Consider the following 12,655-nt stretch of genomic DNA (forward strand, 5'->3'; position numbering starts at 1 on the left):
CGCGCCGCGGAGCGCTGCGCCACGCGCCTCACTCGGAACGATAGTTCGGCGCTTCCTTCGTGATCTGCACGTCGTGGACGTGGCTCTCGCGAATGCCGGACGACGTGATCTCGACGAACTGCGCCTTGGCGTGCATCTCGGCGATGTCGGCGCAGCCGCAGTAGTGCATCGAAGCGCGCAGGCCGCCGGCCATCTGGAAGATGATCGCGACCACCGAGCCCTTGTAAGGCACCTGGCCTTCGATGCCTTCGGGCACCAGCTTGGCGCTGCCGCCGGCGGTGCTCTCGCCTTCCTGGAAGTAGCGGTCGGCCGAGCCCTGCTGCATGGCGCCGATCGAGCCCATGCCGCGGTAGCTCTTGTAGGTGCGGCCCTGGTAGAGGATGACCTCGCCCGGTGCTTCCTCGGTACCGGCGAAGGCGCCGCCCATCATCACGGTGTCGGCGCCCGCGGCGATGGCCTTGGCGAGGTCGCCCGAGTAACGCACGCCCCCGTCGGCGATGAGCGGAACGCCGCTGCCGGCGATCGCGCGCGCGACCTCGTCGATCGCCATGACCTGCGGCACGCCGACTCCGGTGACGATGCGCGTGGTGCAGATCGAGCCGGGTCCGATGCCGACCTTGACCGCGTCGGCGCCGGCTTCGACCAGTGCGAGCGCACCGGCGCCGGTGGCGACGTTGCCGCCGATCACGTCGACGTTCGGAAAGTTGCGCTTGACCCAGCGCACGCGGTCGGTCACGCCCTCGCTGTGACCGTGCGCGGTGTCGACGACGATCGCGTCGACGCCGGCCTTGACGAGCAGCTCGACGCGCTCGTCGGTGCCCTCGCCGACCCCGACCGCCGCGCCGACGCGCAGCTTGCCGTGGGCGTCGCGCGCGGCGTCGGGGAAGGTTGTCTGCTTGGTGATGTCCTTGACGGTCATCAGGCCGCGCAGTTCGAACGCATCGTTGACGACCAGCACGCGCTCGAGCTTGTGCGAATGCATCAGCGCCTTGCCCTCGGCGAGCGTCGCGCCCTCGCGCACGGTCACGAGCCGCTCGCGCGGGGTCATGATCTCGCGCACGGCGGCATCGAGGCGCTCCTCGAAGCGCAGGTCGCGGTTGGTGACGATGCCCACCACCGTCTTGCCCTGCAGCACCGGAAAGCCGGACACGCCGTGCTGCTTGGACAGCGCGATCACCTCGCGCACCGTCATCTCGGGCGTCACGGTGATCGGGTCGCGCAGCACGCCCGATTCATAGCGCTTGACGCGCGCGACCTCGGCCGCCTGCTGACGCGGCGTGAGGTTCTTGTGCACGATGCCGATGCCGCCCTCCTGGGCCAGCGCGATCGCGAGCCGCGACTCGGTGACGGTGTCCATCGCTGCCGACACGAGCGGCAGGTTCAGGCGGATGTTGCGGGACAGCTGGGTCGCGAGGCTGGTGTCGCGCGGCAGAACACGGGAGAACGCCGGGACCAGCAACACGTCGTCGAAGGTCAGCGCTTTGCCAAGAAGTCGCATCGGAACGGCCCTGGACGCAAAAGCGAATTATAGGGAGGGCGCCACAAACATCCCTTTCCGGGGGGCTCGGACAGCGCTGCCGGCGAGGGGTGCGCCGCTACACTGCCAGGCTTGTCCTTGCGGTCGATTCGTGGGTGGAGCGATGGCCCGAAAGTTCTCGATGGTGTTGGTCGGCGCCGTGGCGCTCGCGCTCGCATTCCCGGCTGCGGCGCAGTGGAAGTGGCGCGACGGCAGCGGCCGCACGCAGTACAGCGACCTGCCGCCGCCGCCCGGCACGCCGGAGCAGAACATCCTGAGCCGGCCGGCTGCGCAACGCCGCACCGAAGCCGCGCGTCAGCCCGCGGCGGTCGCCGCGGCCACACCTGCAGCGGCGGCGACGTCGGGCACGGTCGACCCCGCTGCCAGCGCGCCGCTCGCCCCCAAGGGCGCCGACGCCGAGCTCGAGGCGCGCCGCAAGAAGGCCGAGCAGGAGCAGCAGGCCAAGGCCAAGGCCGAGGAAACGCGGCTCGCCGCCGCGCGTGCCGAGAACTGCACCCGCGCGCGCAGTCAGCTGCAGACGCTCGAAAGCGGCATGCGCGTCGCCCGCATGAACGACAAGGGCGAGCGCGAGTTCCTCGACGACAGGGCGCGCGGCGACGAGGCGCGCCGCACGCAGGCGATCATCGCGAGCGACTGCAAGTAGCAGCGCCGCGCGTCACGCCGCGCGCCCCCCGAAGGCGCGTCCGCGGCTGCCCTTCCGCAAGCATGGCATCTTCGGCTCACGCGAACGAACGATGACCGGCCGCGGCCGTGGCCGCGCGCCGCGACTGCGGCGCCGGGGTCGCGCGGGGAGTCGCTCAGGCGGCCGGAGCCCGCGCCGCAACCGCTGGAACCCGGCAGCTCCGAGCTCAGCGCCTTGCCTTCCGCTTGGCCGCGACCAGCGCCCGATGCCGCGCGCGCCGCGCGTCCTTCGGGTCGGCCGCGAGCGGCCGGTAGATCTCGACGCGGTCGCCAGCGCTGACCGGCGCTTCCGGGCCGCACGCACGACCCCAGATGCCGACGCGCTGTCGGTCGAGGTCGATCATCGGGTGGCGCTCGAGCACGCCGCTGGCGCGGATCGCGTCCACGACGCTGGCGCCGGGCGCCACCAGGACCTGGCTGCGGTCGACCTCGCGTGGCGCGGGGCTGAACACCACCTCGACCGCGAAAGCGGGTGTCACGCTAGCGCGCGCCGTAGACCTGCTCGGCGCGCTTGACGAAGGCGTCGACGAAGGTGTTGGCGATGCGATCGAACACCGGGCTGATGACCGCCTCGAGCGCGAAGTTCGCGAACGCGTAGCGCAGTTCGAACTCGATCTTGCAACCCTCGCTCGGGCCGGCGCCGAGCGGCGGCAGCGCGATCGGGATGAAGCGCCAGGTGCCGTCGAGCATCGAGAACGGCCCGTCGACCAGGCCGACATGCACCGATGTATCGCGGACCTGCGTGTTGCGCGTCGTGAAGGCGTGGCGCAGGCCCGAGAACGCGAGGTGCAGGCGCGCGGTGAGCCCGTGCTCGTCGCGCTCGATGATCTCGGCACGTTCGCACCACGGCAGGAACTGCGGGTACTGCTCGACCGCCGTGACCAGCTCGTAGATCTCGTGCGGCGAGTACCAGAGCAGGACCGACTTCTTGACGTGCTTCATACAATCGCCAAATTGTATGAGCGGCACTTTGCTGCCCTCGAAGCCCTACCCCATGTCCATCGCCGAGAACCGCCGCGCCCGCTTCGACTATCACATCGAGGAGAAACACGAGGCCGGGATGGTGCTGCAGGGCTGGGAGATCAAGGCCATCCGCGCCGGCCAGGTCCAGCTCACCGACGGCTACGTCGTCATCCGCGACGGCGAGCTCTACCTCATCGGTTGTCGAATCAACGCGCTGCGCAGCGCGTCGACCCACGTCTCGCCCGAAGCCGACCGCACCAAGAAGCTGCTTCTGCGCAAGGACGAGATCCGGCGCCTCATCGGCAAGGTCGAGCAGCGCGGCTTCACGCTGGTGCCGCTCGACCTGCACTACAAGGGCGGCCGCGTGAAGGCCGAGATCGCGCTGGCCAAGGGCAAGGCCGAACACGACAAGCGCAACACCGAGAAGGAGCGCGACTGGGACCGCGAGAAGGGACGCCTGATGCGCCACAAGGTCTCGTCCAAGCCGCGCGGGTGAGACGGTGGACATGAAGGCGGGCGCCGGCGCCGCGATCCTGCGCGAGATCGACGACCTGCCCGGTCCGCGCAGCTGGCCGTTCTTCGGCAGCCTGCTGCAGGTCGACCCGCCACGCATCCACCAGAACGTCGAAGCGTGGGCGCGCAGCTACGGGCCGTTCTTTCGCCTGCGCCTCGGGCGCTACACGCTGCTGGTCGTCGCCGACCACGAGGCTTATGCGGCGGCGCTGCGCGACCGCCCCGAGGGCTTCCGGCGCATTCCCAAGCTCGCGCGCATCAGCGACGAAATGGGCATCCAGCCCGGCGTCTTCAACGCCGAAGGCGACGACTGGCGGCGCCAGCGCCGGGTCGTCATGGCCGGCTTCGATCCGCGCCGGCTCAAGGCCTACTTCCCGTCGCTCGTGAAGGTGACGCGACGGCTCGAAGCGCGCTGGCGGCGCGCCGCGGCGACCGGAGCGCCGATCGACCTGCAAGGCGACCTGATGCGCTTCACGGTCGACGCCATCTCGGGGCTCGCGTTCGGCAACGACTTCAACACGCTGGAGTCGGACGACGACATCATCCAGCGTCACCTCGACAAGATCTTTCCGGCGTTCGCGCACCGCCTGATCGCGCCGGTCGCGACCTGGCGCTACTGGAAGAGCCGCGCCGACCGCGAGCTCGAGCGCAGCGTCGCCGCGGTGAACGAGGCGATCGCCGGCTTCATCGCCGCGGCGCGCGAGCGGCTCGCCGCCGATCCCGCGCGGCGCGAGAACCCGCCGAACCTGCTCGAGGCGATGATCGTCGCGGCCGATGCCGATGCCGAGGCCGCGTGGACCGACCGCGACATCGCCGGCAACGTGATGACGATGCTGCTCGCCGGCGAAGACACGACCGCCAACACGCTGGCCTGGATGATCTACCTGCTCGACCGCCACCCGGACCAGAAGGCACGTGCGGTCGAGGAAGCCGCCCGCCTCGGCCCGGTCGACGCCTGGACCTACGAGCGCGTCGCCGCGCCGGGCTATCTGGACGCCTGCGCGAACGAGACGATGCGCCTCAAGCCGGTCGCGCCGACCCTCCTGATGCAGGCGCTGCGCGACACCGTCATCGGCGACGTGCGGGTGCCCGCCCGGTCGGTGGTCTGGGGCGCGATGCGCAGCGACAACCTCAACGAGCGCTACTTTCCCGAGCCGCAGCGCTTCGATCCCGGGCGCTGGCTCGGCGGCGACCCGGCACGCGCGGCGAGCGCGCCGAGCCGCGTCTCGATGCCGTTCGGCGCCGGTCCGCGCGTCTGCCCGGGTCGTCAGCTCGCGATGCTCGAAATCAAGAGCGCGATGGCCATGCTTCTGAACACGTTCGAGATCGTCGGCGTCGACACGCCGGGCGGCGGCGAGGCGGTCGAGCACCTCGCGTTCACGATGGCGCCAGTAGGCCTGACGATGCGGCTGCGGGTGCGCGGCTGAGCCTGCGCTCGGCCGAGCGCGCCCTCAGCGCGTCAACACGGCGAGCGCCTGCTCGCAGTCCGCGATCAGATCCTCGAGAGCCTCGAGCCCCACCGAGAAGCGCACCAGCGTCGCGCCGCCGGGCGGCGCGCCGCGCAGCAGCGCAAGGTCGTACGGCACCACCAGGCTCACCGGCCCGGCCCACGAGTAGCCGATCCTGAAGAGGCGCAACGCATCGACGAAGGCATCGACCTGCCGCGCGTCGAAACGCGCGTCGAAGACCACCGAGAACAGGCCCGCCGCGCCGCCGCAGAGGCGCCGCCAGTGGTCGTGGCCGGGGCTGCCGGCGAGCGCCGGATGCAGCACCTGCGTCACCTCGGGGCGACCGCGCCACCACTCGGCGAGGGCACGCCCGGCACGGTCCTGCGCCGCGTAGCGCAGCGGCAGCGACGGCAGCGAGCGCAGCACGTGCTCGACGTCGTTGCCGCCGACGCCGAAGCCGATCCGCATGTGCGCGAACTTCAGCCGGAGGTGCAGCGTCTCGTCGCGCGTCGTCACCGACCCCATCAGCACGTCGCCACCGCCCGACGGGTACTTGGTGAGCGCCTGCATCGAAATGTCGACGCCGAGCGGCTCGCCGCCCTCGTTCGCGCCGATGCGGAACGGGTCGAACGCGATGCCGGCGCCCCAGGTGTTGTCGAGCGCGACCGTGACGCTGCGGCGGCGCGCGATCGCGATCAACGCCGCGAGGTCCGGGAACTCCATCGTCACCGAGCCCGCGGCCTCGAGCCACACGAGGCGCGTCGCCGGCGTGATCGCGGATTCGAGCGAGGCCGGCTCCTGCGGGTCGTAGAACGCGTGCGTGATGCCCCAGCCGGCGAGCTCGTGGCGCGCGAGCTCCTTGCTCGGGCCGTAGACGTTGTCGGGCAGCAGCACGTGGTCACCCGCCTTCAGCAGCGCCATGTCGATCAGCGCGATCGCCGCGAGGCCGCTCGGCACCAGCAGCGTGTGCAGGCCGCCCTCGAGCGTCGCAATGCGTGCCTCGAGCGTGAACGTGGTCGGCGTGCCGTGCAGGCCGTAGGTGTAGCCGGTCTTTTCGCGCCAGTTGCGCGCGCGCAGCGCGGCGACGTTCGGGAAGATCACCGTCGACGCCTTGTGCACCGGCGGCTGCGGCGCGGCAAAGCCCGCCGGCGGGCAGTACGGATGGGCGATCAGCGCGGTGGCGGCCGGCGACGCCGGCGCCGCCGACGCGGTGTCGGGCGGCGCGGCGGGAACGCCCGGACCAGCCGCCGCTCCCGACGCTGCGCCGCTCCCGCCCGCCGGGCCGCCCGGCGCGGTCCCGGCCGCTCCGCCCTCGTCTGCCATCAGGCGATCACGCCGACGAGGTCGTGGCCCTCGGTGCCGACGATGCGCACGCGGGCGAACTCGCCGACCTTGAGCGTCTTCGACGCTTTTTCGGGCGGCAGGATGCGCACCGTGCCGTCGATCTCGGGCGCGTCGGCGTAGCTGCGGCCGACGCCGCCCTTGCGACCGAGCGCGGGGGCCTTGTCGACCAGCACCTGCATGGTCGCGCCGACGCGGCGCTCGAGGCGCGCCGTCGACACCGCTTCGGCGACCGCCATGAAGCGCGCCCGCCGCTCCTCGCGCACCTCGAGCGGCAGCATGCCGGGCAGGTCGTTGGCGGCCGCGCCTGCCACCGGCGAATAGGCGAAGCAGCCGGCGCGGTCGATCCCGGCCTCGCGAACGAAGTCGAGCAGGTGCTCGAACTCGGCCTCGGTCTCGCCCGGGAAGCCGGCGATGAAGGTGCTGCGCACGACGAGTTCGGGGCAGACCTCGCGCCAGCGCTGCAGGCGCTCGAGGTTCCTCTCGCCGCTCGCCGGCCGCTTCATGCGCCGCAGCACGTCGGGGTGCGAGTGCTGGAACGGGATGTCGAGATACGGCAGGATGCGCCCGCTCGCCATCAGCGGCAGGATCTGGTCGACGTGCGGGTACGGATAGACATAGTGCAGGCGCACCCACGCGCCGTGGCGCTCGGCGATGTCGGCGAGCCGCTCGCAGAGGTCGAGCATCTTGGTCTTCACCGGCCGCCCGGCCCAGAACCCGGTGCGGTAGGCGACGTCGACGCCGTACGCGCTGGTGTCCTGGCTGATCACCAGCAGTTCCTTGACGCCCGACTCGAACAACGCCTCGGCCTCGGCGAGCACGTCGCCGATCGGCCGCGACACCAGGTCGCCGCGCATGCTCGGGATGATGCAGAACGTGCAGCGGTGGTTGCAGCCCTCGCTGATCTTCAGATAGGCGTAGTGGCGCGGCGTGAGCTTGATGCCGACCGGCGACACCTGCGGCGGCGGCACCAGGTCGACGAACGGGTCGTGCTCGATCGGCGCGTGGCGGTGCACCGCGTCCATCACCTCGGCGGTCGCGTGCGGGCCGGTCACCGCCAGCACGCTCGGGTGGATCTCGCGCACCAGGTTGCCGCCGGCCTCGCCGGTCTTGGCGCCGAGGCAGCCGGTGACGATGACCTTGCCGTTCTCGGCGAGCGCGTCGCCGATCGTCTGCAGGCTCTCGGCGACCGCGTCGTCGATGAAGCCGCAGGTGTTGACGATCACCAGGTCGGCGCCGCCGAAGGTCTTGGAGGTGGCGTAGCCTTCGGCCCCGAGGCGGGTGAGGATCAGCTCCGAATCGGTCAGCGCCTTCGGGCAGCCGAGCGAGACGAAACCGATCTTGGGCGCGCCGGCACGCGGGGCGGCGACGGGCGCCTGAAGGGCTTCTTCGATCATCCGGCGATTTTCGCCGATCGGACTCGCCGGAGCCCTCGCGCCCCGCAGAAGGCGCGCCCGCTCAGGGCTTCTCGCGCGGCGGCGGCTTGAGTCCGGGGATCGCCGGAAACAGCGTCTCGGCCTGCTTGGCGACCTGCTCCTGCATCTGCACGAACATGTTGCGCGACTGCTCGAGGTAGTTGCCCATCAGGTTCTGCACGATCGGCGCCTGCCCGTTGAGAAACTGCGCCCACATCTCGGGGTTCTGCGTCTTGGGGTCGTAGAGGCCCTTCGACTGCTCAGCGATGCGCGCCTGGATGTCGGTGAAGGTCTGCAGGTTCTTCTCGAGGTACGAGCCCATCATTCCCTGCATGGCGTGCCCGTAAAAACGGATGATCTGCGACAGCATCGACGTCGAGAAGATCGGCACGCCGCCGGTTTCCTCTTCCAGGATGATCTGCAGCAGGATGCTGCGCGTCAGGTCCTCGTTGGTCTTGGCGTCGCGCACCTCGAACGCCTTGCCCGCGAGCACCATCTCCTTCACGTCGGCGAGCGTGATGTAGCTCGAGATCTCGGTGTCGTAGAGGCGGCGGTTCGGGTACTTCTTGAGGATGCGCGGTCCCTTGGGTCCGGACGAGCCGGCCTTGGGGGCGCCGGCGCGGCGGGTCTGGGCCATGCGTTGTCAGCTCCGGGTGCGGGTGCCGGGCGATTCTAGGAGCCGGCCCCGCCCCACCCGGACGGGGGTTTCCCCGTCGCGCGGCAGGCCGCGATGTGCCCGCTGCCGCCGCGCCGGCGGTCCGCCCGCACGCCCGCTCAGGTGGCGCGCTTGGCGACCAGCGTCAGGATGTCGTAGCTCGCGACCAGCTCGCCGTCCTGGTTGGTCACCGCGACATCCCAGGCGACCACGCCCTGCCCCACGCCCGCGGCGTCTTTCCTGTTGCGGTCGATCTTGCGCTTGGCGGTGAGCCGGGCCTGGATCGTGTCGCCGATGCCGACCGGCTTGACGAAGCGCAGCGTGTCGAGCCCATAGTTGGCGAGCACGGGACCGGGCGCCGGCGAGACGAACAGGCCCGCTGCCGCCGACAGCACGAAGTAGCCGTGCGCGATGCGCTTGCCGAACGCCGAGTCGCGCGCCGCGATCTCGTCGAAGTGCATGTAGAAGTAATCGCCCGAGATGCCGCCGAACGCGACGATGTCGGCCTCGCTGACGGTGCGGCGGTGCGTCAGCAGCGAGTCGCCGATCGCGAGATCCTCGAAGTGCTTGCGGAAGGGATGGACGTCGGACTCGCGGACCGCTGCACCGCGCACGTACTCGCCGCCCACCGCCGCCAGCATGGTCGGCGAGCCCTGGATGGCCGCGCGCTGCAGGAAGTGGGTCACGGCGCGCACGCCGCCGAGCTCCTCGCCGCCGCCGGCGCGGCCCGGGCCGCCGTGCTTGAGCAGCGGCAGCGGCGAGCCGTGCCCGGTCGACTCGGCCGCGGCATCGCGGTCGAGCACCAGCAGGCGACCGTGCCACGCGGCGAGCTGCGGCACGGCGCGCGCGGCGATCGCCGGGTCGTGCGTGACCAGCGTCGCGACCAGGCTGCCGCGGCCGCGTGCGGCGAGCGCGATCGCCTCGTCGATGTCGCCGTACGGCATCAAGGTGCTGACCGGCCCGAACGCCTCGACGTCGTGCACCGCGTCGTTGGCCCAGCCGTCGCGGCAGAGCAGCAGCGTCGGTGCGAAGAACGCGCCTTCCCCGACACCTTCTCCGAGCGGCGCGAAGCCGTCGGCCGCGCCGAACACGACCTCGTTGCCTTCGGCCAGCATCCGCACGCGCTCGCCGACGTCGTGCTGCTGCGCCTTCGAGGCGAGCGCGCCCATGCGCACGTTCTCGAGCGCCGGGTCGCCGACCGCGACCTTCGCGAGGCGCGCCTTCAGCGCCGCCGCGACCGCGTCGAGCTGCGCCCTCGGCACCATCGCGCGCCGGATTGCGGTGCACTTCTGCCCCGCCTTGACGGTCATCTCGCGGACGACCTCCTTCACGAAGAGGTCGAACTCGGGGCTGTCGGGCGTGACGTCGGGCCCGAGGATCGCGCTGTTGAGCGAATCGGCCTCGACGTTGAACGGGATCGACTGGCGGATCAGGTTCGGCGTCGAGCGCAGCTTGACGGCGGTGTCGGCCGACCCGGTGAAGGTGACGACGTCGTGGCTCTCGAGGCGATCGAGCAGGTCGCCGGTCGACCCGATCACCAGCTGCAGGCTGCCGGCCGGAAGGATCCCCGAGTCGTCGATCATGCGGACCAGCGCCTCGGTGAGGTAGCTGGTCGCGGTCGCCGGCTTGACGATGCAGGGCAGCGCCGCGAGAAAGCTCGGCGCGAACTTCTCGAGCAGCCCCCACACGGGAAAGTTGAACGCGTTGATGTGGACCGCGACGCCGCCGCGCGGCACCAGGATGTGGGTGCCGGCGAACTGGCCCTTCTTGCCGAGCGTCGCGACCGGTCCCTCGTGGACCACGTTGCCCGACGGCAGCTCGTTCGACGCCAGCGACGCGTACGCGTAGAGCGTGCCGGTGCCGCCTTCGATGTCGACCCAGCTGTCGCTGCGTGTCGCGCCGGTGTGCCGCGACAGCACGTAGAGCGCTTCCTTGCGCTCGTTCAGGTACGCGGCGAGCGCCTTCAGGCGCGCCGCGCGCTGCTGGAAGTCGAGCGCCATCAGGCCGATGAACCCGCGCCGCCGCCCGAACTCGAGCGCGGCGCCGAAGTCGATCGCTTCCTCGTGCGTGTGGGCGACGACGCTGCCGTCGATGGCGCTCGGCAGCGCGAGCGCCGGCCGCGTGCCGATCCACGCGCCGGCGATCAGGCTCTGCAGGGGCGCGCCGTTCACCGCGCGCCTCCGCAGTGCGGCAGAGTCCCGTGGAACCCGACGGGTCTCACGGCTGGTACTTCCAGCCGCCGTCCTCGATCTTGACCATCACGCGGGCGCGCTGGTCGAGGCCGAGGTGGTCGGTCGGCGACATGTTGAAGATGCCGTGCGCGCCCTTGACTTCGCGGGCCGCCTCGAGGGCGTCGCGCAGCGCGCTGCGGAACTCGGGCGTGCCCGGCTGCGCCTTCTTGAGCGCCGCGGCGACCGCGACCTGCATCAGACGACCGGCGTCCCAGGCGTGCGCGCCGAAGGTCGACACCGAGCCCTTGCCGTACGCGGCCTCGTACTTCTGCACGTACTCGAGCGCGCTGGCGCGCACCGGGTCGCTCGCCGGCAGCTGGCTCGCGACGAGGACCGGACCCGACGGCAGGAAGGTGCCTTCGAGGTCCTTGCCGCCGACGCGCAGGAAGTCGTTGTTGGCGACGCCGTGCGTCTGGTAGTACTTGCCGGTGTAGCCGCGTTCCTTGAGCGTGCGCTGCGGCAGCGCGGCCGGCGTGCCGGAGCCGGCGATCAGCACCGCGTCGGGCCTGGCGGCCATCAGCTTGAGGACCTGGCCGGTCACCGAGGTGTCGTTGCGGGCGTAGCGCTCGCTTCCGACGATGGTCAGACCCTTCGAGCCGGCGACCTTGCTGAACTCCTGGAACCAGCCTTCTCCGTAGGCATCGGCGAAGCCGATGAAGCCGACGGTCTTGACGCCTTGCGCCTGCATGTGGCCGGCGATCGCGAGCGACATCATGATGTCGTTCTGCGGCGTCTTGAAGACCCAGCGCTTCTTGGCGTCGACCGGCTCGACGATGCGGGCCGACGCGGCCATCGAGATCATCGGCGTCTGCGCGTCGGCGACCACGTCGATCATCGCCAGCGAGTTCGGCGTGGTGGTCGACCCGAGCACGATGTCGACCTTGTTCTCGGTGATGAGCTTCCTGGTGTTGCTCACCGCCGCCGTGGTGTCGGACGCGTCGTCGAGCACGATGTAGTTGATCTTCTGGCCGCCGATCGTCGTCGGCATCAATGCGATCGTGTTCTTCTCGGGAATGCCGAGCGAGGCCGCCGGGCCGGTCGCCGATACCGTGACGCCGACGTTCACTTGGGCGTGGGCGAGCGCGGCGAGCGCGAGGCTCACGGCAAGGAAGACGGGTTTCTTGAAGTTCATGGGTGCTCCTGGTGGACTCGGGTCTCGCGTGCGGTGTGCTGCACGGCGTCGTCAGGCCGCCTTGGCGGCGGGCGGCGTTCGCGACCGCGCCTTCGCGCGCGGTGCGGTGCTCGGGGTGGCGGGCGGCGCGCCGAGCGCCTCGATCGAACCGACGCCGCCGAGCAGCAGATCGGCGATCAGCGGGGCGACGTCGGCGTGGGTCAGGCGGCCGTGCGGCTGCAGCCAGGTGAAGGTCCAGTTCATCATGCCGAACAGCAGCATGGCGACCGGCGTCTCGAGACGCGCGTCGCGCAGTTCGGGGACGACGCGCACCAGCGCGGCCGCGAACGCGGCGACCACGCGGCGCTGCCCGTCGAGCACGCGCTCGCGCTCGGGCGGCTCGAGGAAACGCACGTCGCCGGTCAGCACCTGGTGCTCGGCCTGCGTGTCGGCATAGAGGGCGAGGAAGCGTTCGATCAGCGCGCGCAGCATCGGCTCGGGCGCGAGCCCGGCGGCCTCGACCTCGGCGATCAGCCCGAGCAGGCGATCGACGTGGTTGGCGGCGATCTCGACCAGCAGCTGGTGCTTGTCGTCGACGTAGTGGTAGAGCGCCGGCTTGGACACGCCGCAGGCGTCGGCGACCTGGTTCATCGAGGTCGCGGTAAAGCCCTGACGCGCGAACAGCTTCGCCGCGTTGGCGAGGATCTGCTCGCGCTGCATCGCGTAGCCGGGGGCGCGTCCGCGCGGCATGCTCGTCCGC

General features: G+C 71.0%; 12 protein-coding genes. 3 read left to right on the forward strand and 9 right to left on the reverse strand.

Annotated features, from left to right (window positions below):
• Positions 1 to 28 precede the first annotated feature (28 nt).
• Complete coding sequence (gene guaB, locus HQN59_RS04180) at positions 29 to 1,498, reverse strand: IMP dehydrogenase (RefSeq protein ID WP_176066431.1); 1,470 nt, start codon at positions 1,496 to 1,498, stop codon at positions 29 to 31.
• A gap of 142 nt (positions 1,499 to 1,640) precedes the next feature.
• Between guaB and HQN59_RS04185 the strand changes: the two genes are divergently transcribed.
• Positions 1,641 to 2,180, forward strand: coding sequence for a DUF4124 domain-containing protein (locus tag HQN59_RS04185; protein ID WP_246294695.1), 540 nt, complete (start codon positions 1,641 to 1,643; stop codon positions 2,178 to 2,180).
• Positions 2,181 to 2,385: 205 nt separating this feature from the next.
• Here HQN59_RS04185 and HQN59_RS04190 read toward each other — a convergent pair whose 3' ends face one another.
• Both HQN59_RS04190 and HQN59_RS04195 read right to left on the reverse strand, forming a co-directional pair.
• The gene (locus HQN59_RS04190; protein ID WP_176066433.1) at positions 2,386 to 2,697 is read right to left on the reverse strand and encodes an RnfH family protein; all 312 of its coding nucleotides are present in this window, start codon (positions 2,695 to 2,697) and stop codon (positions 2,386 to 2,388) included.
• A 1-nt stretch (position 2,698) separates the two neighbouring features.
• Positions 2,699 to 3,160, reverse strand: a complete 462-nt coding sequence (locus tag HQN59_RS04195; RefSeq protein WP_176066436.1) for a type II toxin-antitoxin system RatA family toxin — start codon at positions 3,158 to 3,160, stop codon at positions 2,699 to 2,701.
• Positions 3,161 to 3,212: 52 nt separating this feature from the next.
• On the opposite strand from HQN59_RS04195, the gene smpB reads away from it, so the two are divergent.
• Complete coding sequence (gene smpB, locus HQN59_RS04200; protein WP_176067421.1) at positions 3,213 to 3,677, forward strand: SsrA-binding protein SmpB; 465 nt, start codon at positions 3,213 to 3,215, stop codon at positions 3,675 to 3,677.
• 10 nt (positions 3,678 to 3,687) lie between these two features.
• On the forward strand, positions 3,688 to 5,121 hold the full coding sequence (locus HQN59_RS04205) for a cytochrome P450 (RefSeq protein ID WP_176066437.1): 1,434 nt from the start codon (positions 3,688 to 3,690) through the stop codon (positions 5,119 to 5,121).
• 24 nt (positions 5,122 to 5,145) lie between these two features.
• Here the strand turns inward: HQN59_RS04205 and HQN59_RS04210 are convergent, their stop codons facing one another.
• The 6 genes from HQN59_RS04210 to HQN59_RS04235 form a co-directional block, all read right to left on the reverse strand.
• The gene (locus HQN59_RS04210) at positions 5,146 to 6,465 is read right to left on the reverse strand and encodes a PLP-dependent transferase (RefSeq protein ID WP_176066439.1); all 1,320 of its coding nucleotides are present in this window, start codon (positions 6,463 to 6,465) and stop codon (positions 5,146 to 5,148) included.
• The gene (rimO, locus tag HQN59_RS04215) at positions 6,465 to 7,880 is read right to left on the reverse strand and encodes a 30S ribosomal protein S12 methylthiotransferase RimO (RefSeq protein WP_176066441.1); all 1,416 of its coding nucleotides are present in this window, start codon (positions 7,878 to 7,880) and stop codon (positions 6,465 to 6,467) included. Before rimO ends, HQN59_RS04210 begins: the two co-directional genes overlap by 1 nt.
• A gap of 61 nt (positions 7,881 to 7,941) precedes the next feature.
• On the reverse strand, positions 7,942 to 8,535 hold the full coding sequence (gene phaR / locus HQN59_RS04220) for a polyhydroxyalkanoate synthesis repressor PhaR (protein WP_176066443.1): 594 nt from the start codon (positions 8,533 to 8,535) through the stop codon (positions 7,942 to 7,944).
• A gap of 137 nt (positions 8,536 to 8,672) precedes the next feature.
• Positions 8,673 to 10,724, reverse strand: a complete 2,052-nt coding sequence (paaZ, locus tag HQN59_RS04225; protein ID WP_176066445.1) for a phenylacetic acid degradation bifunctional protein PaaZ — start codon at positions 10,722 to 10,724, stop codon at positions 8,673 to 8,675.
• A gap of 46 nt (positions 10,725 to 10,770) precedes the next feature.
• The gene (locus HQN59_RS04230) at positions 10,771 to 11,916 is read right to left on the reverse strand and encodes an ABC transporter substrate-binding protein (RefSeq protein WP_176066447.1); all 1,146 of its coding nucleotides are present in this window, start codon (positions 11,914 to 11,916) and stop codon (positions 10,771 to 10,773) included.
• Between the two features lie 51 nt (positions 11,917 to 11,967).
• On the reverse strand, positions 11,968 to 12,645 hold the full coding sequence (locus HQN59_RS04235; RefSeq protein WP_176066449.1) for a TetR/AcrR family transcriptional regulator: 678 nt from the start codon (positions 12,643 to 12,645) through the stop codon (positions 11,968 to 11,970).
• Positions 12,646 to 12,655 lie beyond the last annotated feature (10 nt).

This window comes from Rhizobacter koreensis, assembly GCF_013366375.1.
Taxonomy (GTDB): Bacteria; Pseudomonadota; Gammaproteobacteria; order Burkholderiales; family Burkholderiaceae_C; genus Schlegelella_A; species Schlegelella_A koreensis.